Genomic DNA, 23,347 nt, shown 5'->3' on the forward strand with positions numbered 1-23,347 from the left:
GGTTCAGATCACCGCCGTCTGCTGCGCCCCACCGGCATCGTTGAAAATCACCTCGACCTGGGCCGAGAAGCCGCCGCCGGACGCATTGACCGTGGCCACCAAAGTGCCGGCCACGTCCAGTGCTCCAGTCGTATTGTCATAAGTCACCTCGGTTCCAAGGTTGCCCGGATCAACACTGACCAACGCCGTCAAGTCGATCTGATCGCCGCCAGCGGGACCGTCATAGTCGGTGATCACGTCCGACATGGTCAGATCGGTCATCACGAAGATATCGGCCCCTGCCCCACCTTCCAGCGTGTCAGCGCCTGTGCCTCCGGTCAGGGTATCGTTGCCGCCGCTGCCAATGACCCAGTCATCCCCCTGTCCCAGATCGACACTATATCCATCAGACGACGCAGACAGGTCCACGAAGTCATCTCCGCCCAGCAGGCTGAACCCTTCGATCTCTGCATAGGGCGAGGTGTTGGACAGAACAACGCCGTCATTTCCTGCCGTACCTTTGGCGATGTCATTGCCACCGACAGCGCCGGTCACATCGTCCAGCAGATCGCGCGGAGCGCCGCCGGGGTCTGTGATCGTGGTGCCGGTGGCCTCCATCTGCAGGGTATCGATATCCAGATTGGCCGTAGCCGCCGCGCTGGCCGGAGGTGTGCCGTTGTCCACGATATCATAGCTCAGCACGGGCGTTCCGACAAATCCATCAGGCACAGTAATCTGCACACCCCCCGCCTGAACACTCACTGTCACGTTGGTGGGATCATCCGAAGTGACATTGGCGATATTCAGGGCGTCCATGTCACTGGCATTTGCCAGCAACTCGCCATTGGTGATGAAAAACGTCGGATCGGTCGAGGATACGTCCACCGGACCAGACACGACGGGCTGATCGTTCACGTCGAAACTGAACGGAACAGGTGAGGAAGTGCCGTGATTGGTTGTGGCAACAACAGACCCGTCAACGGCACCGGCAAATGTCCCGGGCAGCAGAAGCGTCACTGCGGCCAAAAGCGTTGTAAATTCAGCCGAAGTCAGCGCACCGCGCGTCAGCGTCAGGGTCTGGCGATCTGCCGAAAGCACTCCGTCTGACGCGATTGTGCCGGCAGGCAGCGGTGCATTGAACGTGACCACAACCTGATCCAGGGTTTCCAGACCCAGCGTTTCAGTGACTTGGGCGTCGATACCCAGCTCAATCGAAATCGGTGCTCCGGTCTGCGCAACCGCGTCGGGGTCAGGATCGACTTTCAGGTCCAGATCAAGCGACGGCGTGATTGTCAACGTCAGCGGGGCCGAAGCGGAACTTTCGCTGTCTGTAAAGCCGCCAACCAGCGCCGTATCCGTCGTGACTGCGACCACACCCAGTGCGATATCGCCTGCGAAATCAGCCAGCGGTTCAAAGGTGACGACGCCGGAGGGCACAAAAGTGCTGCCACCCCCGGTCGACGCGCCCGGCACCCCGGTCAGGGTCACGACGCCGCCGACGGCGGGCTGCAGGAACCCGTCCAGATAAATCTGCCCACCCGGAGGCACGGTGATTTCGAACTGCATCGTTTCGTGGGGATCAGGCGTGGTGCCTGAAATATCCAGCGTATAGACGGTTCCGTCGTCTTCGACCCCAGTATTCGGCGCGATGGTTGCAGTGACCGTTGGGACATCTGCATCCGGGCGGACCCGTATGATGAAATCGATGGACCCGGTGTTGCTGTCCGAGTTCGCCACTTCCAGCGTGTTGACGGTCAGGGTCAACGGGATTTCGTCCGGAATTGAACTGTTCAAACTGTCTGGCGTGCGGCCGTGCTGATCCTGAAGAACAAACTGGACCTGATCGAATGCGCTCTCGGCGATTGTATAGGTTCCGTCCCCGTTGTCGATAAAGCCGCTGGCTGGCCCGGTCACAATCAGATAGTCCGGGACACCGGACAGCACCAAGGTGACCACCTCTGACCCGTCCTGATCAGGAGATCCCGCATCCACAACATTGCCCAGCGCGAAGGGAATGTCCTCGATGATCGTGATTACCGGTGTCGGGCCGCTCAGATCGACAAAAGGATTCCCGGTATCCGGATCAAAGGGTGTCTGATCGAAGACGAAGAACGGATCATCCGCGACGGGTACGATCATCAAAGTTTGCGTGATCGTGTTGGACAGAGTCGAGCCATCAAGGTCTTCGGACGTTGCGGTCACAGTGTATTCAAGCGGACCGCTATAGTGCGGGTTTGCCGTGATCTGAAGGGTCGGCAACTGCGCTGCAGTAACCGTATACTCAATACGGCCGCCACCAACCGGTGTGCCCGGCAACGGGTTGCCCGCTCCGTCCAGCAGTTGACCGCCATTTGTTCCATCCACAACAATGGTGATGTTTCCTACAGGACGTTCACCCAGATCAATGCCGCGAATTTCGATATTGGGCAGGTACGCCGTGTCCTCAAGAACGGAATCTGACCCGAGCACAACAATCTCTGGGCCGTCCACGACCGGGTTGATCGTGATGGCGAATGAGCCATTGGCGCTTGTGGTGGTGCCGCAGGTGGAGTTGACCAGGATCGTCGAATAATCGAGCGAATTCAGGCCGTCATAGGGATCATCCGGCCCAAACGTGTCGCTTGGCGGAAACGGATCGGGGCTGGATTCGTGCGCGGGCGGTGTGAACAGGATCGATCCGGCTGTCAGGGTCGGGTCGGTTGGGTCCACGCCCAACACACTCAGGTCGATTGCGTATTGGCCGGTAACCGGATCAAACAGTACCGCGCCCGGAGGGTTGCTGCTGATGGACGACCCCGGCGGCAAATCAATCCCCAGACCAAAGCTGCCGGTCACCCCGTTTGGCAGGTTCACCAGATCGTCGATACTGTCATAAAAGCCCGGCACCGGCGTGATTTGAATCTGAAAGGCGATTTCAGTATCTTCGTCACCGCTGCCGATCAGTTGCAGTGTTGGAATGGGCAGTTGCTGAGCGGTCGTGCACCCGCCGCCGCCGCTTCCTCCTCCGGGGAAGGGTACGACGACAACACTTATGTCCTCCGACACTGCCGCCCCGCCGGGTAGAGCGTCAATTGCCTGAATAATCTCTGCGGTCGTCAATCCGGTGAAGTCAGGCAGCACCGCATCGTCTTCGGTCACAATGGCGGTAAACGTCAGGTTATAAAACGTAACGGCAGCTACATCTGCCGGAACAAACTGAAGGTTTGCCAGCTGACTTTCGGTCACCAGATAGCTTTCCCCAGTCGCATCCAACGGGGTAGCGTTCGCAAAACTTGTGGCGGGATCAACACCGGTGATCAGGTAATAGATCGTCTCTGACCCGTCGAAATCCGCAGCCGGGCCCCCAACGGGAACCAGAATCTCCGTCATTGTCCCGGTCAGGGGAACGACACTGTTCGTGGTGAATGTCAGGTTCTGCTGATCGCTGCTTACACCGTTTTGAATGACGCCGTCTTGCAACCGGCTGTCCAACAAAAACGGCGCGTTGGAAAAACCGGCATAGCCGTAAACCAGCTCTGTGTTCGGACGCCCGTCGGTTGTACCGCCGGGGATAAACTCGGCATCAATCGCGCCCGAATAGCCGGTTTCATCCTGTGTGGTGATAATCGGATCATCCGCCACACCGGTCACGTTTAGAGTTGCGGTTCCGGTGGCAACTTGTACTTGAGACAGATCAAGCGTTTCGTAGTAAATCAGCGAAACGTCGAAGACGAAGTCTTCGTTGCTGTCCGGACCCGGCAGAACCCAAAGGTTGGCTGCCTGTGCAACGGTCAGATCCAGACTACCAGATGGTCCGGCAAATACCGGGAACAGTTCGACCGAAGTAGGATCACCAGGGCGGCCATCAAAGAATTGCGGCACACGCCCACCAGAATCCGGGATGATGTTGCTAAGGATCACAACATTCAAAATGGCCTCTGGTGATTCAGGCGAGTTTGTCGGGTTGTCGATCAGATTGCCGTCCAGCGGGAAGAAAACCGCAGTGTCTTCCGGCGTCGTATAGTTTTCGCTTGGGTCGCCACCATCGACGACAGGATCGATATACAGCTGGTTGCTAAGCGGGGTAACCCGTGTGCCGCCGCCGTCCGCTTCGGTCGTGACGACTTCGATCGTTGCGCCGAACGGCCCGGCGAAATGCAATGGGATGCCGCGCACCTCGGCCCCGGTCCAGCCGCCATTTTCGAGGCTCCATGTATTGAAGCCCGGAGGGGTGTTTACCTCGGTCAGCAGCGCCAGCACCTTCGGGCCGGTGGGATCGTTGGGATCAGGAACGTAGACCGTAATCGCGGCCGGTACGTTCCGCAGAACCACGGCGGTGACTTCCTCACTGCCATCCTGATCCTGAATGACCGGATCAAACGGCACCTGCCAGACCCCACCGGCAGCGTCGATGACCCCTTCGTTGCCTGGGGGCAACGTCAGAATGACAGCGAAATTGTTGACCGGATCGACATCCACATCAAAGGTCGCGTCCGAGGCCTGAGTATCGGTGGTGGCTGTATTGTCGTCCTGAGTCGTCAAGGTGATCGTCAGGTCATTGCCAAAGAAATCCCCGGCTGACGTGAACGGGTCCGAGTTGTTGCGATCCACGTCATAATCTTCGTACAGCGTGGGTGTCAGCTGAATTGACCCTTCGAAGCTGGTCACATCCGGCACGAATGTAAGCGTCAGCTCACCCGTCGTTGGATCGTAGATCGCGGTATCGATCTTGGCCAGCTCTACCGGGTCCAGCGGCGACAGGCCGTCTGCCGCAAAAAAGGCATTCGGGTCCACGGTGTTACCCGTCAGGTAGTTCGCGATCCAGTCGGTTGGCACATTGGCCACGACCAGAGTGCTCAGTTCTTCAGACCCGTCCGTATCCGGGGTTTCCGCATCCAGACCAACAAACAGGTTAACCTGACCGGGACCTGACCCATCCGCGGTGCTTTCCAGCAGTGTAAGTATCTGCGACCCGCTGACCGATCCGTCCTGAACACTGGCAGAAACCGAAGTCGTGCTTCCGGTGGCGACCTCGGCGGCAGTCAGCACGAACACAGATGCGGCCAAGTCTGCCTCGGCCACAGGATTGACGGTCTGGGTGATTTGGAAAACGCCAGTGTTGAAATTGTCCGTCAGGTCGTCTTCGACATCGCCGGTCGTTGTCTCGTTCCACGCCACCGTACCGTCCAAAGTCAGAACGCCGCTGAAATGCTGCGGGACGACGGTTTCCAAGGACTCAAGCGCAGAGGTGAACTGGGCCTGCGTTGCCCCGGCTGCAGGGGTAAAACTGTATGAGACGCTATTTGCGGTGGACCCTGTTTGGGTAATGACAACAAAGCCCGCCAAGGTGGGATCACTGACGCGCAGCTCAAGCTGGGCGGGATCAGACGGATCGAAGCCTGTGCTTTCCGTGGCAACAGTGATGGTCAAATCCAGTGCCGAGATCGTCTCGGACCCGTCATTGTCCTCGAGGGTGCCCGAGATATTGACGTCGAGCGCGCGCCTGCCGTTGCGGTTTTCGTTCACGGTTATGTCGTTCGTGGTACCAATCAGACCATCTACGATCGCGTCCACGTCCACATCCACGCTGTCGGTTGCGGTCTGCATGTCCGACGGCAAAGATGGTGCCTGATCCACAGAGGTGACAGTGGCCGTCAGGTCGTTGCCCACAATCGTTGCCACGTCGCGGTCGTCATCGGGCAACGGTGTCATCCGAATGCCACCATCAAACTGTGTCACGCCCCCGACCAGAGTGATTGTTAGGGTTGTTCCTGAAATCGTTGCGGACGCGACTTGCGCCCCGCCCAGTTCGATCAGCACCGGATCGACCACGCCGCCTGTATCGGTGATCCACCCCGTCGGGATGTTTTCGATCACGATCTGCGTCAGCGCCTCGGACCCATCCTGATCCGGAGTGCCGGCGTCGATCAGCAAAAGGAAAGAGGTATCCTCGTCCACCAGATAATTGTCCGGACCGCGCAAACCCACATTGGCAACACTGTCATCCACCGACAGGTCAATTGTCGGCTCGGCAACAGGGGTGACGTTCAGGTCAAAGGTTTCGGTTGCAACAGTCGGATCGCCCTCATCCGTATCCACGGTGACGGTTATGGTAATTACACCCGAGTAATGTGTTGGCAGACTGGTAACGGCCAGGCTTTGTAACGTTGCCAGATTGCCGGTCCACTGCGTGTTGCCTGCGTTCAGCGCGGTTCCGTCGCTCAGAACCGTGTTCCCGGCTGGTAAGTTGGCAAAGTCCAGCGTCAGGGACGTGATGGACTCTGATCCGTCGATATCGGTGATCGCCACATCCACATTCAGCGGGATTGGCGTATCCAAATCCTCGATCACCGTGATATCGTTCGAGGTAATCTCGACATCCTGTTCGGAATTCACCGTGATCGTGAACGTGCCCGTTTCGACGCCGTCATTTGGGCCGGTATCCACCTCACCCGCCAAGATCGCTTCGTCCGTGGTGAATGTCGCACTTCCGGTCAGCGGCGTAGTGGTCGAAAAATCGTCGGGCAGCCGGATGATCAAATCCTGATATTCTGCGAAGGTCAGCCCGTTCAGGGTGAACACGGCCCCAGCTGGCGCGGTCTGAAACGTCGTGCCGCCATCAGTCGAGTATTCGGTTCCAGCAGGCAGGCCGTTGATCGACACATCCACGTTGGCGATGGATTCCGATCCGTCGATATCCGTCGGCTGACCCGTAACTGCATCTGCGGGGCGCACGTCCAGCGGCGTCGATGGCGTGTTGTCCTCGTCCGTATCACCCGGCGCATCGTTTTCGTCGAGCGTCAGAGTGCCCGGACCCGAAAGCTGCAAATCGCCTTCGGCACCGATATCGACAACCCGGGTCGCGGTGACCGTACCGTCATTCGGCGTGTCCGTTGCAGCGGACACGTCTTCATCCGTCTGAATGTTCAACGTGAGGGTCAGCGGCAAGTCACCGGCAAATCTCAGGTCCGTGCGGCTTTCGGTGGAAAAGTCGGTCGGCAGCGTCAATTCAAGGCTGTCATAAGCCGCCTGAGTGTCTGCCACCTGCCCTGCTGTCATGGTGATTGTAAGCGTCGTTGATCCATTGAGCGCAGGCGACAGTGCGGCCACTGCTCCGGCAGGGACAACCAACCCAAGGCTGGCCAACGTCGACCCCGCAGGCAGACCTTCGACGATCAGTTCCAACATCTCGTAGTCTTCGGACCCGTCAATGTCAGTCACTTGCGGCGCCAGCAGGTCAGACGGTTTCACCGAAGTAGGCGCGTCCGTTTCATCCACAACATTATCGGGGCCGGTGTCATCAATGACAGCATCACCCTCGGCAAACACCTCGATGGGAAAATCCAGCTGTGCCGAACCCAGGAAAGTCGTCTCGATCGAGATGGTCGCCTGCAGCGGGCCTTCAGGTGTGTCGTTCCGGCTTTCGGTCGAAAAATCGGTCGGGAAGGTCAGCAACAGAGCGTTAAAATCATCCTCGCTGCCAGTAAAATTCAGCGTTGCCACGCCTCCGACATTCACGATCTGGCCAAGGTTGGTCGTTGTTCCCAATGGCAGGCCGGTAATCTGCAACGTCACCTGGCTGACGGATTCGCCTATATCGGCTTGTTCCAGATTGAATTCGATGAAGGAAGCTGGACGCAGATCGACGGGTGCGTCGGTCTCATAAGCGACCGGTTGCCCCGTCAGATCAATAGTGTTTACGCCCGGTTCCGGGACTCCATCATTGTCACCGTCAAACTGATCGCCGCCGAAAAAGCGTCTCTGTATTTCTATCTCAGGCGGGTATTCAGTCGGCGGCAACAAGGGGTTGTATTCCAAACCTGTGAGGGGATCGCCAACACGCACGGGTTCTTGCTCACCTGTACCGGGGCGTGCGTCTCCCAGATCCAGCATCTGGTCCAGAGTCATTTGAGGGATGTCGCCCAATTGATCCCACGCGCCAAGGGCCTCCACCGAAGCTGTCAGAGCTGTTGCAGCGACGGGTATGCCATCGAACTGAAGAATGAACGTGTTCTGGGCGCCGGCCAATAGCGCTATGATCTGACCGTCCGGTCCGATCAGGAACAGATCACCCTCAACGATTGCATACCGAATTGCGACAAAGCCGTCCGGTAAATTGACCGCAGAAAGCCCGTCTGTGTCGATCACCAATTGGAACAGCTCAGGTGTTTCGGCCAGCGCTGAGGCCAATTGATCGGGTGTCATTGCATCAGAAAACCGGCGCCCTTGGTCAACCGAATCTTTCGCCACTGCTCTATCCTAACTGTCTACGTACTAACCAATGTGAATACGTTAACACTCTGTTAGGAATTGCCCAAGCCTGTGCAATTGGCCGAGGATTTTTTTTGTTATATTCATGAACTATCATACAAGGAAGACTATCTAAAATCTCGAAAATTGTGGCCAGGTACTCGTGGCCGCCCACATAGACCTCACCTGGCTTGTTGCTCATTTGGACAAACTGGCCGCGTAAGGTGGTCAAAATAACCCCAAGAACTCGCTGCGAGCTGTGTGAACTTTGAGTTCAGTTCAGGAACAATTCCCAATAGCTTACGAGGGAGCGACAACCGCAATTGCTGGAATGCAAATCTCTTCCATACACTTTGATTTGCAGACTTAGACAAGGCTGGCTGCACAATAGGGATGTTCGTATGCAAATACTCTACATCCAAAGTGAACCTCTTTTGGAGTAGCAGAAATTCCACCATGGATAAGAGAGAAAATTAGGTCCGCTTTCGCCGTGAGAAATTCAGGCTCTCGCAGATGCAGCGAATGACCGTATTCCGCCCGACGGGCTGATCAAGCATGACCGCTTTGGGCTGACTGCGCTCATTTGGAAAAAAATGTGGATAGCAGCAAAGTCCGCAGAGCGGTCATTCAGACGGAACGCAGCGAACGACCGCTCGGAGCCCCTTTTGACCGATGCTGCGCGATGCCCCAGTTACTGCAATGGGCAAAAAGCTGAATTTGCAAATCCAGGTTGATTGCCCAAGAACAAAATTCTCTTAAAGTGAAGTAACTTCGCATGACGTTTGCGGTCGCGACTGGAGCGTGGCATTGAGCAACAAAGGTGCTATTCGAAACGGCTTAGTGGTATGGAGGATGACTCAGTAGAGGTTCGTCCGCCATTTACTATTCCACGGGCCTGATTCTCATGTTGGCTTCATCTGAACGGTTCAGCCATCCGTATAAGAGTTTATCGTTCGAAGTTCCCTCGCCGTCCAAAAAGACTATCACAATACGGTCTTCGGGTCGGTTCCGAATTGGTTTGAAATCCGCGACCACCACATCGGCACCAGCCCCAGTTTCACCAATGATGCTCCAACGCGCGTCGATCATGTCTGGGCGGAAACGCAAGTCATCCTTTGTTCCATTTAGAGTGACACCCTTGCCGCGTACATACGCTTCAATTGCACCAATTTCGTCGTTCTCTAAAAGCGCAAGAAGTGTCTCGTGCCGCGACATATCGTTTCCATGCGTTATGAAGGTTCCGGTCATAGTAAATGGTGGGCGAAGTTGTTGGTCGACCCCATTGCCCACATAGCGATGTGTGACACCATCGCGGAAATTGAGCGCCACAATCCGGCGAACCACGCCATCCTTGTGGAGTACAATGGCCTCAGCAGAACTTACGCTATCAGTCCATCCATTCCATCCGGCTCCCGGCGCTATTGGCATCGCACCCAACGAATACTCGCCATCTAATACGACTTCGGGTGCTGTCAGAGCGTAGCAAACCTGCGAGGCGGTTTCTTGGGAAAACAGCGGCAGTTGGAAGCTGTTAGCTTCTGCCCATGAGCCAAGGGCTGTTTGGGCTCCCTTACCAGGCGCACCATCTACACCTTTAGGATCGAATCCGGCGTCCAAAAGAGCTTGTTGGCCGCAGTGCGCGTATTTCCTATTTGCACGAAATTCGAGAGCTGCTTTAGATGCTTTTGAAAGGTATTCTACGCTTGGCGTTTTCACATACCGAATGACGGCCGCATCAGTCGGGTTGTTGTTGTTTTTGTTGAAAGCAACATAGACGATGTAGTCATTGATTTTCGTCTGTGTAAGGTGCCCCCAACCCCCGTCATGCCAGGTCATTTTACCATTCTCGACAGCTTTATCGAATTGGCTTCCATCGAGACTGGCTGAATTTAGCAATACTGTGAGGTGTTCGCGGAATTTTCCGCCTTCGCCGATGGAAGAAAGCAACTGGGTTGGTGCTTGTTCCTCTGGCGTCTCTGGCTGCCAGTCAAAAAAAGTTTCTCGTCCGCCATTGATTTCGTTTTGATTGACGAAGCCTGTTACGACTTCGTTCTGCACCCTAAAATAGAATGGTACATCCCAAACTGCTCCAGGGCCATGTTGAAACCGAAATAAAGCGGTGTTTTTTGCATCTGGATCTTTAGAGGGATCGGCAAACAGGCTAACAGGTGCGGTGATTGCGAAGGTCGCCAAAAACCATGAAATCATCCATCTTTTCAATAGAACATACATCCCATTTCCTTCTACTTGTTACTTGTTACCAATAGTTACAGTTGATTTTGCGCCAAAAAATCTAAGAACCAGTTTCCTACACTCTGTCACCTTCTTCGCTACTGTAATCATGTATTGCCACGTAGATTGAATTTTTGTCCCTTACGAAGGTGGGTAGTTACCACTTGATCGCCCTGCCAAATCACCACGTGAACACTGCCACTTCCACGTACTCTTACTCGCCCGTTCACGAATGTTACCCAGGTTCCCTCGTCCAGACCAAAGCCAATCAAATTACGATTGGCAGAAATGACTTTTTTTAAACGGTATTCGCGCCCGCGCTGACGGACATGTTGATCCAAGACAACTTCCGGCCAAAATCCTAAACCTGTTCGGGTAAAAACACTGCCACCGGACCCACCAGAGATCATCAGCTTTGACAGAACAGCCGCGCCCGCCGATCCTCCTGACATAACGGTTCCAGACCGAAATGCTGTCAAAAGCGCATCATGGACACCTGGAACGGATTTCAGTGCCTGAACCTGCCGACTTTGAACACCTCCCGTGAACCATACTGCGTCAGCTTGTGCAATTTGCGCTTTTGCTCCAGCCGCAGAAGAAAGCTCAAGAACATCGATTTTCCCAAAACCGCTTTGCCGAAAAAAGCCCTTGGTCCTGGCGGCAGCAGTTGCTGGATTGCTGGCCGCAAAAGGTACGATTAACAACCGCCTCCCTTTGGCCAGCTTGCGCAATTCTTTCGTAAGGCTAATTGGAGTTTCACCGCCCCCATGCGCCAACAATGTTGGAGTCCGCGCTTTGGCTGTCGCAAGCTCCGGAAATGTACACGCTGACAACGATGCCAGAACAAAATTTCTTCTGTTAAACATCCAGCAACGTTCGAGCTAAAGGAGATTTCTGTCAAGCCGCGCGAGTCTTCAAATCCTCTGAGCCTGCTGGCTATACTAGTTAAAATTATCAATTCGGGACTTCGTGCAAATATTATTTGTGAAGGTCCGCTCAAGGGCTACTACGGTCATCCGAAAGTGATTTTCGGAGGGCAGCTAAGTCCGCAACCCGGTCATAGCCATATTTTCTACCAGTGTCTGCTCTTGGATCAAAGCAGCAGTTGACGCTGCGACCTGTTTATAGGGCCAGAGCCTAAAGAACCGTTGCTCGATGGTCCCCAGTACCATCCACAGGAGCAATTGGCTGCCGTAGACTATGCAAGAGGCATTTTTGCTCAAGCTCAAGTATCTTTTGGCGAAGCGCTCCCCACAAACCCGAACGGAATCTTCATAAGATTTGTCGAAAACTGTCCAACAGTGTGAGTTCGCTTTTGTCGATTGACGTTGACCAAATGAGAACAAGAGTAGAACACTTGGTCATGAACAAATGGCCCCGAACGATCCCCTACGACCTACGCTGTCGCCTTGAGACGCTGCTCGAATACCGCGACGCGCCTTCGATCCAAACGCAATGGGGCACTATCCTTGAGTGGCTGGAGCATCATGGAGTCACTCCGCCGGATCACGCGTTACCGGTAGAACCGGAGCTAAAAGGCCCAGTCGGACATTCCTAATACGCAGGTACTCGCGGGACGATTACCATACGCCCTTAAACCATGGCAGGCTTCCGCCGGTATGCTTCTGCGGGAACGCGTCGCGGTATTCTTCCAGTTTTTCCCAGATATGGTCGGGGACCAAAAAGGGAAAGCCAGCCATGTCATAGGACAACCCTACGATTACCTGCGACTTTATGAAACCGCGTTTAAGCAGCGCTGCCCCGGTACCGCAATTCATCTCGGCTGTGAACGTCTTTTGTTGGTGTTCCAGTAGGTAACCGAAGATCGCGCGCTCGTCGTCGTTCATAAATGGGATGTAGTCGACGAATTCTTGCGTGTGGATCGCAATCGCCTCCGCCCGCCTTCTTTTCTTCAACCATTCTTCGACGCCGGATTTCACGAGTCCCGCCAGCCATTCAATGAAAGGGGCAAGCCCAAGCCCACCGGTGATCAAAACAGCCAAAGGCAATCCATAGACAACCCACGGAGAATCGCTAGGTGGCAAAAGCTCAATCTGGAAAAGGTACCAAAAGACTCCGAGGGCGAAACTTAGCGTCAGCAACTGCCCCCAACTGGCCTTTAATATCTGCAGCCAACCTGATTCCAAAGCCTTGCACCTCACCGGGACACGGGTGGGACACAACGACCAGCACGCCTAAGAATTGTGTCCCGAAATAAAAATAAATCTTTTCATTTCAGTGATTTAATGGTGCCCCCACACGGACTCGAACCGCGGACCTACTGATTACAAATCAGTTGCTCTACCAGCTGAGCTATAGGGGCTTTGGCAGTCGATTACTTCCTCTGGCGGGGGACTGCAAGCCTCATTTTCAACTTGAACTAGGGTATTGTCCGTTTTCCTGAGAAAGTGCAAAAACCACACAGGCAAAAACACCGCATACGTCTGGTAAAGTAAAGGACATGTGCAAGGCTGGGCACATTGGCTGGGGGTACGGAAGACGACATGCGGGTAATCATTCATGCCGGTGCAGCCTTTGCCGATGAAGGCCACATTTTGTCGTCGCTTGTTGCAAACAGACAGATGTTGGCAGAGATGAAGACTGCTCCGATGGGCCCGCGCATGTCCCGTCAATTCGTCAAGATCATGTCGGATGCACTGATTCATGGGACATCGATCGAAGAAACGCGGGACAGTCTGGCCCCTCTTTTTCCACAAGACGTCAACCTGGAGCGTGTAATTTTGTCGAGCGACAAGTTCTTTGGGCCCCGACGGACTGCGCTGCAACATGGTCAGATATATCCTTTTGCGGGACGGCGGACAGCCTTTACCGAAACCCTCTTGGAAGGCGCGCAGCTTGAGCTGTTTGTCGGCCTGGTGAACCCCGGACTTTTCATTCCCAAAACACTGATGTCCATTCACGAAGACCACCGGCGAGATATTCTGGCCAGCACCGACCTCAGTTGCCTCAGTTGGCTCAGCATGATCGAAGACCTGCGCGAACTTGCGCCTCAGTTTAAACTGACCGTATGGGAAAACGAAAATCTACCTCTGATCTGGGGAGATATTGTCCGGGCTATGACGGGGTTGCCGACTGAGACCCTCCTTGCCGATGAGTATTCCTTTTTGTCGTCGCTTTTGACCGATGCAGGGCAACGACAAGTGCAGGAGATCCTTGGGCGGCGCACACCCTTGGATTTGCAAGGCCAACGCGAAGAATTGGCGCAAGTCCTCGAGGATCAAGCGCGCCCCGAGCAGGTTGAGGAAGAGTTGGATTTGCCTGGGTGGAACACGGATATATTTGACGCGTTTACTGAGCTTTATGCGCAGGACATGGCAGCCATCCGCACCATGTCAGATATTCGCGTGTTGTAACCTTCGATCACCGTTTCAGGTAGCACCTCAGATGCCTGCCTCTGATCCGTCATAACTCCGAGTTATCCGTCATAACGTCAAAATACCTGTACGTTTCGTCACATTTCACCCTGCCACCCGAACAGCCTGCGAACCATCGTTAAGTGAGGCATAAATTGGGAGGCAAAGACAGTAATGTCCTGGAATGTGTGTATCGTAGGCGCAGGCAAAATCGGGCAGATGATCGCGACTCTGCTGAAAGTATCGCCAAATTACACCGTGTCTGTTGCGGATCACGACCTGAAATCACTGGCCGAAGTTGTAAAGCTTGGCGTTCCCACCAAGCAGGTCGACGCCAGCGACACACATAGTTTGGCCGCAGGTCTGAACGGTTTTGATGCCGTCATTTCGGCAGCACCCTTCTTTTTGACACCAAAGATTGCTGAGGCGGCTCAAAAGGCAGACGCGCATTACTTCGATCTGACCGAGGATGTGGCCGCCACGAACGCTGTACGCGCCTTGGCCGAGGGCAGCCAGACCGCGTTCATGCCGCAATGCGGGCTGGCGCCGGGCTTTGTTGGAATCGCGGGGGCATCTCTGGCCGCTGAGTTTGATGAAATCGACAGCCTGCACATGCGCGTGGGCGCACTGCCGCTCTATCCGACCAACGCGCTGAAATACAACCTGACTTGGTCAACTGACGGGCTGATCAACGAGTATTGCAACCCTTGCGATGCCATCGTGAATGGCCAGCGGGTTAAAACCGCGCCGCTGGAAGACTACGAGGTTCTGGGACATGACGGCGTGGAATACGAATGTTTCAATACTTCGGGCGGGCTGGGCACATTGCCCGAAACGCTTGAAGGTAAGGCGCGGTCGGTCTCGTATCGGTCGATCCGTTATCCCGGTCACTGCGATATTCTGAAACTGCTGTTGCATGACCTTGGACTGGAACGTCGCCGCGATCTGCTGAAAGAGATTTTCGAGTCCGCCCTGCCCCGCACCGATCAGGACGTGGTTCTCGTCTACTGCACCGCCAAGGGCATGATCGACGGCGCGCTGCGTGAGAAATCATTAATCAACAAGAGCTTTGCCCGTGACATCAGCGGCCAGACCTGGAGCGCCATTCAGGTCACGACAGCCGCAGGCGTTCTAGGCGTTGTCGACCTGATGCGCACGGGTGCGCTGCCTTCAAAAGGCTTTGTCCGGCAAGAGCAGGTGAAGCTGCCCGACTTCCTGAACACTGAATTTGGCGCGCTCTATCGCGCCGGTGATGCAACCCCTCAAAACAAAGCGGCCTGAGACATGAAAGACGTTGTAATGACTGCAGAAACCACACTTGCGAAACTGGACCTGACTGCGGCTGAATTGACCGGCGGCACCTTGCAGGTGACGTCTCCGATCGATGGTCGTGTATTGGCCGACGTGCACGAGACGCCCGCCGCTGAGATGGACGCCATCATCGCCCGGTCGCAAGCTGCGTTCAAAGCCTGGCGCGTGGTGCCCGCACCGCAGCGGGGCGAGTTGATCCGGCTGCTGGGTGAAGAACTGCGCGCGGCCAAAGACGATCTTGGCGCGCTTGTGAGCTGGGAGGCTGGTAAGATCACCTCCGAAGGCCTGGGCGAAGTGCAAGAGATGATCGATATTTGCGACTTTGCCGTTGGTTTGTCGCGGCAGCTTTACGGTCTGACCATCGCGTCCGAGCGTCCGGGCCACCGGATGATGGAAACCTGGCACCCTGCTGGGCCGGTGGGTGTCATCTCGGCCTTCAACTTCCCGGTTGCAGTCTGGTCGTGGAACGCGGCGCTGGCGATTGTTTGTGGTGATCCGGTGATCTGGAAACCGTCCGAGAAGACACCGCTGACTGCGATGGCGTGCCAGAAGATCTTTGAACGTGCTCTGACCCGTTTTGGCGACGCACCTGACGGTCTGTTGCAGACCGTGATCGGCGGCGCGGTTTTGGGCGAGGCTTTGGTCTCAAGCGAAGATGTACCTGTGATTTCGGCAACCGGTTCGACTCGCATGGGTCGAGCAGTGGCGCCCATCGTGGCGGCGCGCTTTGGCAAGTGTATTCTGGAACTGGGTGGTAACAACGCGATGATCGTTGGCCCCTCGGCAGATCTGGAAATGGCCGTGCGCGCCATTGTGTTCTCGGCCGTTGGCACCGCAGGTCAGCGCTGCACAACCTTGCGCCGCCTGATCGTTCACAACTCGATCAAGGACGAATTGGTGGCCCGCCTCAAGAAAGCTTATTCTGGTTTGCCCATCGGCGACCCAATGGCTGAAGGCACTCTGGTCGGGCCTTTGGTGGATGAAGCCTCGGGCGCAGCCATGACAGCTGCGCTGAAGGCGGCAGAGGGTGAAGGTGGTAAGGTGTTCGGCGGCAACCGTGTGACCGAAGGTGTCCCCGGCGGCGTCTATATGGAACCCGCGATCGTCGAGATGCCCGGGCAGTCCGATACTGTAAAAACCGAAACCTTTGCACCGATCCTTTACGTCTTGGGCTATGAGGATTTCAACGAGGCTATCGAGCTGCAAAACGATGTGCCACAGGGGCTGTCTTCTTGCGTGTTCACCCTGAACATGCGCGAGGCCGAGCAGTTCCTGACCGCAGCCGGCTCCGATTGTGGCATCGCCAACGTCAATATCGGGCCATCAGGGGCCGAGATCGGCGGCGCGTTCGGCGGTGAAAAGGAAACGGGCGGCGGACGTGAAAGCGGCTCGGACGCGTGGAGAGCCTATATGCGTCGGCAAACAAACACAGTGAACTACTCTGCTGAATTGCCTCTGGCACAGGGTGTGAAGTTCGACATCTAAGACCTGTGCAACTCACAAAACAGCAGCCTTAGAAATCAAAACATGGTGGCCGCATCGGGAGGGCAAACCCGGTGCGGCCTTTTTTTAATCCTCACAGCTACCCGGCTGATCGCCGTTGCTTCGACTGTTTGATCAACCAGTTCGAAAAGAGCTGAACCGCTTCATTTTTCTGCCCTGTTGGAAAAGCGACGTAATACGCGCTGCCCGACATGTTCGCGATCTGACCGATCTCGACAAGCGTTCCCGAGGCCAACTCGGCCTCGATCAGATAAGACGGCAGGATCGAAGCCCCCAACCCGGCCACGGCCCCCTCGATCAGCATTGAAAACTGATCAAAACGCATACCTGGGAACATGGCACGCGCATCCAACCCCAGACTCGCATGATAATCTGACCATTGCTGGGACCGAGACGTGAGATGCAACAGCGGAAGATCGAACACATCTTGTTTTTCCTCCAGCCCAGCGCTGCCCACCAATGCAGGCGCAGCCGTGACCACCAGATGTTCCGGGAACAACTTGCGCAGAGTGGCACCCGGCCAGTCTTCGTGACCAAAGTGAATGGCAACGTCCACGCGTCTTTCTTCCAAGCTAAATGGCGTCGTATAGGAATGAAGGTCCAGTACTATCTCGGGATGTGACGCTTTGAAATCGGCCAGGCGCGGCACCAGCCATCGCGACGCAAAGGTAGGCAGTACAGCCATGGTCAACAGCGTTGCACCATCCCCAGCAGCAATGGCGCGGTTGATCGTGCCGCTAAGGCGTTCAAGATCACCTGCCAGTTCCTCGCGCAACGCGCGTCCTGCCTTGGAAAGGCGCACCGCGCGCCCGACACGTCGAAACAACGTGACACCAATCGCCGCCTCCAACTCGCGCACCTGACGACTGACCGCGCCCTGCGTAACGCCCAGTTCCTCTGCCGCCATGGTATAGCTTTCATGGCGCGCGGCGGCCTCGAAGCTGCGCATCAGGGCAAGAGACGGAAGAGCGTTGATCCTGGGCATGACATCCATGAGCGTTAGTCACAGAAAAGATACCTATTGAGGTGTTTTTCTCAAGTAATTTAGGCATTAGTTTCATGCTGAATTTCAAAGGAAATGCCATGTTGTTCCAACGTGCAGAGCGGCTAAACGGGATCGAACTCTCCGAGATCGTACAGATTTCCGAGGCGGCTGCCCGTCTGCGTGCGGATGGTCGTGATATTGTGGCGCTGTCAACGGGTGAGCCGGATTTGCCCACGCCGCCACATGTGGTCGAGGCGGCCCACGCCGCAGCGCAAGACGGGAAGACAAAATACCCACCAACCGCAGGTATCCCCGATCTGCGTAGCGAGATCGCCCGGCAGGCAAGGGTCGAGATGGCACAGGTCATCGTGTCAACAGGTGCAAAACAGGTGATTGCTAACGCCATGCTGGCCAGCCTCAACCCCGGCGACGAGGTGATCATGCCCGCGCCCTATTGGACCAGCTATTCCGATATTGTTCGCATGGCGGGCGGAACGCCGATTGTCCTGCCCTGCCCGATGCAACAGGGTTTCAAGCTGCTGCCCGAACAGCTTCAGGCCGCTATCACACCGCGTACCCGCTGGCTGATGCTCAACACACCGTCGAACCCGTCCGGGGCCATCTATTCGCAAGATGAAATCGCCGCGCTGTCCGCCGTTTTGGCACGGCACCCGCAGATTTGGGTTCTGGCGGATGAAATCTATCAGCACCTCAGCTTTGTTCCGTTCACCTCGGTAGCCGAAGCCGCACCAGAACTTGCCGAACGTATGTTGGTCGTCAATGGCGTGGCCAAGGCTTGGTCCATGACCGGTTGGCGCATCGGCTGGGGGATTGGCCCCGCCGATCTGATCAAGGCGATGGTGGCGGTGCAAGGTCAGGTGACCTCGGGCGCGTGTTCGATTTCGCAATGGGCCTCTTTGGCGGCCATCACCTGTGACCCAAGCTTACTGGAAGAACGCCGTGACCTGTTCGCCCAACGCCGCGATCTTGTGGTTGCCGGGCTGAACGCGGTTCCTGGATTGCGTTGTGACGCGCCTGATGGGGCCTTTTATGCCTTCCCCTCATGCGCGGAATTGTTTGCAGATAACGGCGGTCCCTTCAAAAATGACGCTGACTTCTGCGCCTGGGTCCTGGAAGATGCCGGTGTCGCCGTTGTCCCCGGTCGCGCTTTTGGCTTGCCCGGACACTTCCGCCTGAGCTTCGCTTACGCCCAAGATACAATTGTAGCTGGTCTTGAACGTCTTAAATCAGCTGTAGAAAGGAAACTCTCATGAAACCACAATCCCGCCCGCAGCTTGGCCCCTTCACCTGGGAAGACCCCTTCCTGCTGGAAGATCAATTGGCCGAAGACGAGCGCATGGTGCGCGACGCCGCGCGTGCTTATGCGCAGGACAAGCTGCTGCCGCGCGTGACCGAAGCCTTTGCCAAAGAAGAAACCGACCCTGGCATATTCCGCGAAATGGGTGAGATGGGCCTGCTGGGCACCACCATCCCCGAAGAATTCGGCGGCATCGGGTCCAGCTATGTGACCTATGGCCTTGTGGCGCGTGAAGTTGAGCGTGTCGACAGCGGATATCGCTCGATGATGTCTGTGCAGTCCAGCCTTGTGATGTACCCGATCTATGCCTACGGCACCGACGAACAACGCCAGAAATACCTGCCGAAACTGGCCAGCGGCGAGTTCATTGGGTGTTTTGGCCTGACTGAACCCGACGCAGGTTCGGACCCTGGCGGGATGAAGACCGTCGCGAAAAAGACCGAAGGCGGGTATGTGCTGAATGGCTCGAAAATGTGGATCTCGAACGCGCCAATCGCGGATGTGTTTGTAGTCTGGGCCAAGTCCGAGGCACATGATGGCAAGATCAAAGGCTTTGTTCTGGACAAGGGCATGGCGGGACTGTCTGCGCCCAAGATCGAAGGCAAACTGTCACTGCGCGCCTCAATCACCGGTGAGATCGTGATGAACAATGTCGAAGTCTCAGAAGATGCGTTGTTGCCTAATGTCGAGGGGCTCAAAGGGCCGTTCGGCTGTTTGAACCGCGCGCGGTATGGCATTGCCTGGGGCACCATGGGCGCAGCCGAAGCTTGCTGGTACGCCGCACATCAATACGGGATGGATCGCAAGCAATTCGGGCGGCCTTTGGCGCAGACCCAGCTGTTCCAGTTGAAACTTGCCAACATGCAAACCGAAATTGCGCTTGGCCTGCAGGCCGCCCTTCGCGTGGGTCGCCTGATGGACGAAGCCCGCGCCGCGCCCGAGATGATCAGCCTGATCAAGCGCAACAATTGCGGTAAAGCACTTGAGATCGCGCGCCACGCCCGTGACATGCATGGCGGCAACGGTATCAGCCAAGATTTCCACGTCATCCGGCACATGGTCAATCTGGAAACGGTGAACACCTATGAAGGAACCCACGACGTACACGCGTTGATTTTAGGGCGCGCGCAAACGGGCTTGCAAGCCTTCGCCTAAGGACAGTCAACATGGATCGCGCAGCCATTGTGCACGAAAACTTCCTGCGTCGCGTGGCGGCGCGGGATTTCCCGGCAGGTGATGCCCCTGCTGGCCCTTTGACCCAGGCCGAAGCCGTGCGGCTGTATCGTGCACAATGCCTCAGCCGGGCGCTGGATCGGGAAAGCCGCGCGATGCAGAAAGCCGGTCAGGGGTTTTACACCATCGGCTCTTCCGGGCACGAAGGCATGGCAGCTGTTGCTGCCGCGCTGCGCCCGACCGATCCGGCCTTTCTGCATTATCGCGATGCCGCCTTTCAAATCGCCCGCTCTGATCAGGTTCCAGGGCAAAGCCCAACCTGGGATATTCTGCTGTCCTTCGCCTCATCCTCTGAAGATCCGATCAGCGGCGGGCGGCACAAGGTACTGGGGTCCAAGGCGTTGAGCATCCCTCCGCAGACCTCAACCATTGCCAGCCACCTGCCCAAAGCGGTGGGCGCGGCTTATGCTATTGGCGTGGCCCGCCGCCATCGCCCCGAACATGCTGACATGCCGGATGATGCGATTGTCTATTGTTCCTTTGGCGATGCTTCGGCCAACCATTCAACCGCGCAAGGTGCGTTCAACACTGCACAATGGACGTCGTTCCAATCGGTCCCTCTGCCATTGCTGTTTTGCTGTGAAGACAACGGCATTGGCATTTCGACCAAGACACCTCAGGGCTGGATCGCAGCCACCTTCAGGAACCGGCCGGGCCTGAAATACTTCAGTTGCAACGGGCTTGATCTGTTCGACACATTCCGAGTCGCGCAAGAGGCGGCCGACTATGTGCGCCGCCGTCGCAAACCCGCCTTCCTTCATGTGCGCACTGTGCGTCTTTACGGTCATGCCGGGGCGGATATGCCGACCACCTATCTGCTGAAGTCGGAAGTTGAGGCAGAGGAGGCCAACGATCCCCTGCTGCATTCTGTCCGCCTGCTGGAACAATCCGGGGCGACGCAGCCCAAGGACGCCTTGGACGTCTATATCGACACCTGCGCACGTGTCGCCCGTGTCGCAGACAAAGCCGTCACCCGCCCGCGCTTGAAAACAGCAAGTGACGTGATGGCCAGCCTGATCCCACCTGCGCGCCCCTGTGCACCGACCAATGGCCCAAGCCCAGAGCACAGAGCCGAAGTTTTCGGCAGCGACCTCAAAGCGCAATCCGAGCCTCAGATCATGTCGCGCCTGATCAATTGGACCCTGACTGACCTGATGCTGGAACACGGCGAGATCGTGATGATGGGCGAAGATGTCGGACGCAAAGGTGGTGTCTATGGTGTGACGCAAAAACTGCAGGCGCGTTTCGGCCCCGACCGGATGATCGACACTTTGCTGGACGAACAATCGATCCTGGGTCTGGCCATCGGTATGGCGCAAAATGGCTTTGTTCCGATGCCGGAAATCCAGTTTCTGGCCTATCTGCACAACGCCGAAGACCAGTTGCGTGGCGAGGCGGCCACCCTGCCCTTCTTCTCGAACGGGCAATACACCAACCCGATGGTCGTGCGTATTGCCGGGCTGGGATACCAGAAAGGCTTTGGCGGGCATTTCCATAACGATAACTCGGTCGCAGTACTGCGCGACATTCCGGGCCTGATCCTGGCCTGCCCGTCGAACGGCGCTGACGCCGCACGGATGCTGCGCGAATGTGTCCGGCTCGCCCGTGAAGAACAGCGGCTTGTCGTGTTCCTGGAGCCCATCGCGCTCTATCCGATGCGGGATTTGCACGAAACGGGCGATGGTGGGTGGATGCAAACCTATCCCGACCCGTCCGAAAGCATCGAGTTAGGGGAGGTCGGCGTAGAAGGTGGCGGGGACGATCTGGCCATCGTGACTTTTGGCAATGGCGTCTATCTCAGCCACCAGGCGCAAAAGGCGTTGCAGGCGAATGGTATCAACACCCGGATCGTTGACCTGCGTTGGCTGTCACCTTTGCCCAAGGATGCGCTGACCCAAGCGGTCGCCGGGGCCAAACGTATCCTGGTCGTTGACGAAACCCGACACCATGGCGGTGTGGCCGAGGCCCTTATGGCGCACTTTCATGAAACCGCAAATGTACCACTGGCCCGCATCACGGCCGAAGACAGCTTCATCGCAACCGGCCCGGCCTATGCCGCCACAATGCCGTCCAAAGACAGCATCGAGGTCGCGGCGCGGCGCCTGATGGAGACTGAGGTATGAGCAAAGGAAAACAGACCGCCGTTGTCATCTGCCCCGGTCGGGGTACGTATAATAAACCCGAACTTGGTGTGCTGGGGCGGCAATTTTCGGACAAGGCTCTGTTGGCGCGGTTCGACCGGATGCGTAGCGCGCAGGGACAGGAATCTCTTACTGCGTTGGACGGTGCGGAACGGTATTTGGTTGCGAAACACACACGCGGCGACAATGCATCAGCCTTGATCTATGCCGCTACACTGGGCGATTTCCGCACCATCAACCCTGAAAAGATCGACGTGGTGGCGGTGACAGGAAACTCGATGGGTTGGTATTCGGCCCTGGCCTGCGCGGGTGCGCTGAGCGCCGAAGGTGGGTTCGAGGTCGTCAACACCATGGGCACGCTGATGCAGGACAACATGATCGGCGGGCAACTGGTTTATCCATTCCTGAACGCGGATTGGCACCCGGATCCTGCCCGCAAGGCCGAGCTTTTGGCTCTGGTCGATCAGATCAACGGAACGGGCGCGACGCTGACTCTGTCAATTGACCTGGGTGGAATGCTTGTGCTGGCCGGGGATGAGGCCGGGCTGGCCGCGTTCGAAAAAGCCGTACCGGTGGTACAGGACCGCTTCCCCCTGCGCCTTGCCAATCACGCGGGCTTTCATTCACACCTTCAAACCCCCGTGGCCGTACAGGGTCGCGCGCAGCTGGGCGCAGACCTTTTCCAACAGCCCAGTCTGCCAATGATCGACGGTCGAGGCCAGATTTGGTGGCCTGGGGCTTGCGACACAAACGCTTTGTGGGAGTATACGCTGGGTCATCAGGTCACGGAGACCTACAACTTCACCCATGCAATAGCGCAGGCCGCACGTGAGTTCGCGCCTGACCTGTTTATTGTCACTGGTCCGGGCACCACGCTGGGCGGTGCCGTGGCACAATCCCTGATCCTCAGCAACTGGGACGGGCTGAGCGATAAGGCATCTTTCCAGAACAGGCAGCGCGAAGAACCACTGCTGGTTTCAATGGGTATGGATGATCAAAGGGCATTGGTCACTTAACCTGACGCCCGATCTCAAACGGGGCC

General features: G+C 56.6%; 13 protein-coding genes and 1 tRNA gene. 8 read left to right on the top strand and 6 right to left on the bottom strand.

The window, feature by feature from the left end:
- Positions 1-3 precede the first annotated feature (3 nt).
- The 3 genes from GS636_RS06810 to GS636_RS06820 all read right to left on the bottom strand — a co-directional run bounded on the left by GS636_RS06810 (position 4) and on the right by GS636_RS06820 (position 11,306).
- Positions 4-8,208 carry a cadherin-like domain-containing protein gene (locus GS636_RS06810; RefSeq protein ID WP_171668909.1) on the bottom strand — a complete coding sequence of 2,735 codons (8,205 nt, stop codon included), beginning with the start codon at positions 8,206-8,208 and terminating at the stop codon, positions 4-6.
- Positions 8,209-9,090: 882 nt separating this feature from the next.
- A complete protein-coding gene (locus tag GS636_RS06815; protein ID WP_171668910.1) occupies positions 9,091-10,440 on the bottom strand; it encodes a hypothetical protein in 1,350 nt (449 codons plus the stop codon).
- 107 nt (positions 10,441-10,547) lie between these two features.
- Positions 10,548-11,306, bottom strand: a complete 759-nt coding sequence (locus tag GS636_RS06820; RefSeq protein ID WP_171668911.1) for a cyanophycinase — start codon at positions 11,304-11,306, stop codon at positions 10,548-10,550.
- A 497-nt stretch (positions 11,307-11,803) separates the two neighbouring features.
- On the opposite strand from GS636_RS06820, the gene GS636_RS06825 reads away from it, so the two are divergent.
- The gene (locus GS636_RS06825) at positions 11,804-11,998 is read left to right on the top strand and encodes a hypothetical protein (protein WP_171668912.1); all 195 of its coding nucleotides are present in this window, start codon (positions 11,804-11,806) and stop codon (positions 11,996-11,998) included.
- Positions 11,999-12,020: 22 nt separating this feature from the next.
- Here the strand turns inward: GS636_RS06825 and GS636_RS06830 are convergent, their stop codons facing one another.
- Together GS636_RS06830 and GS636_RS06835 are read right to left on the bottom strand one after the other, a co-directional pair.
- Complete coding sequence (locus GS636_RS06830) at positions 12,021-12,443, bottom strand: hypothetical protein (RefSeq protein WP_171668913.1); 423 nt, start codon at positions 12,441-12,443, stop codon at positions 12,021-12,023.
- A 244-nt stretch (positions 12,444-12,687) separates the two neighbouring features.
- A tRNA-Thr gene (locus tag GS636_RS06835) sits at positions 12,688-12,763 on the bottom strand.
- A 181-nt stretch (positions 12,764-12,944) separates the two neighbouring features.
- Between GS636_RS06835 and GS636_RS06840 the strand changes: the two genes are divergently transcribed.
- The 3 genes from GS636_RS06840 to GS636_RS06850 all read left to right on the top strand — a co-directional run bounded on the left by GS636_RS06840 (position 12,945) and on the right by GS636_RS06850 (position 16,610).
- Entirely contained in the window at positions 12,945-13,814 is an 870-nt protein-coding gene (locus tag GS636_RS06840) for a hypothetical protein (RefSeq protein WP_171668914.1), read from the top strand.
- Positions 13,815-13,988: 174 nt separating this feature from the next.
- Positions 13,989-15,095 carry a saccharopine dehydrogenase family protein gene (locus GS636_RS06845; RefSeq protein WP_171668915.1) on the top strand — a complete coding sequence of 369 codons (1,107 nt, stop codon included), beginning with the start codon at positions 13,989-13,991 and terminating at the stop codon, positions 15,093-15,095.
- Between the two features lie 18 nt (positions 15,096-15,113).
- Entirely contained in the window at positions 15,114-16,610 is a 1,497-nt protein-coding gene (locus GS636_RS06850; protein ID WP_171668916.1) for an aldehyde dehydrogenase family protein, read from the top strand.
- Between the two features lie 97 nt (positions 16,611-16,707).
- On the opposite strand, the gene GS636_RS06855 is transcribed toward GS636_RS06850, so the two are convergent.
- Positions 16,708-17,613, bottom strand: a complete 906-nt coding sequence (locus GS636_RS06855) for a LysR substrate-binding domain-containing protein (RefSeq protein ID WP_171668917.1) — start codon at positions 17,611-17,613, stop codon at positions 16,708-16,710.
- A 98-nt stretch (positions 17,614-17,711) separates the two neighbouring features.
- Between GS636_RS06855 and GS636_RS06860 the strand changes: the two genes are divergently transcribed.
- From GS636_RS06860 to GS636_RS06875, 4 genes are read left to right on the top strand one after another with little or no spacing between them, the layout of a single operon-like run.
- Entirely contained in the window at positions 17,712-18,887 is a 1,176-nt protein-coding gene (locus tag GS636_RS06860) for a pyridoxal phosphate-dependent aminotransferase (protein ID WP_171668918.1), read from the top strand.
- Positions 18,884-20,086: an acyl-CoA dehydrogenase gene (locus GS636_RS06865; protein ID WP_171668919.1), complete on the top strand. Its 1,203-nt coding sequence runs from the start codon at positions 18,884-18,886 to the stop codon at positions 20,084-20,086. The genes GS636_RS06860 and GS636_RS06865 overlap by 4 nt, the downstream gene beginning before the upstream one ends.
- An 11-nt stretch (positions 20,087-20,097) precedes the next feature.
- Complete coding sequence (locus GS636_RS06870; RefSeq protein ID WP_171668920.1) at positions 20,098-22,287, top strand: thiamine pyrophosphate-dependent enzyme; 2,190 nt, start codon at positions 20,098-20,100, stop codon at positions 22,285-22,287.
- Positions 22,284-23,321: an ACP S-malonyltransferase gene (locus GS636_RS06875; protein ID WP_171668921.1), complete on the top strand. Its 1,038-nt coding sequence runs from the start codon at positions 22,284-22,286 to the stop codon at positions 23,319-23,321. Before GS636_RS06870 ends, GS636_RS06875 begins: the two co-directional genes overlap by 4 nt.
- The last annotated feature ends 26 nt before the right edge of the window (positions 23,322-23,347 follow it).

The organism is Ruegeria sp. HKCCD4884, assembly GCF_013110855.1.
In the GTDB taxonomy this organism is placed as follows: domain Bacteria; phylum Pseudomonadota; class Alphaproteobacteria; order Rhodobacterales; family Rhodobacteraceae; genus Ruegeria.

Excerpts from the sequence above, each read along its gene's own strand:
- GS636_RS06815 (WP_171668910.1), bottom strand. The coding sequence starts at position 10,440 with ATGTATGTTCTATTGAAAAGATGGATGATTTCATGGTTTTTGGCGACC.
- GS636_RS06820 (WP_171668911.1), bottom strand. The coding sequence starts at position 11,306 with ATGTTTAACAGAAGAAATTTTGTTCTGGCATCGTTGTCAGCGTGTACA.
- GS636_RS06825 (WP_171668912.1), top strand. The coding sequence starts at position 11,804 with ATGAACAAATGGCCCCGAACGATCCCCTACGACCTACGCTGTCGCCTT.
- GS636_RS06840 (WP_171668914.1), top strand. The coding sequence starts at position 12,945 with ATGCGGGTAATCATTCATGCCGGTGCAGCCTTTGCCGATGAAGGCCAC.
- GS636_RS06845 (WP_171668915.1), top strand. The coding sequence starts at position 13,989 with ATGTCCTGGAATGTGTGTATCGTAGGCGCAGGCAAAATCGGGCAGATG.
- GS636_RS06850 (WP_171668916.1), top strand. The coding sequence starts at position 15,114 with ATGACTGCAGAAACCACACTTGCGAAACTGGACCTGACTGCGGCTGAA.
- GS636_RS06855 (WP_171668917.1), bottom strand. The coding sequence starts at position 17,613 with ATGCCCAGGATCAACGCTCTTCCGTCTCTTGCCCTGATGCGCAGCTTC.
- GS636_RS06860 (WP_171668918.1), top strand. The coding sequence starts at position 17,712 with ATGTTGTTCCAACGTGCAGAGCGGCTAAACGGGATCGAACTCTCCGAG.
- GS636_RS06865 (WP_171668919.1), top strand. The coding sequence starts at position 18,884 with ATGAAACCACAATCCCGCCCGCAGCTTGGCCCCTTCACCTGGGAAGAC.
- GS636_RS06870 (WP_171668920.1), top strand. The coding sequence starts at position 20,098 with ATGGATCGCGCAGCCATTGTGCACGAAAACTTCCTGCGTCGCGTGGCG.
- GS636_RS06875 (WP_171668921.1), top strand. The coding sequence starts at position 22,284 with ATGAGCAAAGGAAAACAGACCGCCGTTGTCATCTGCCCCGGTCGGGGT.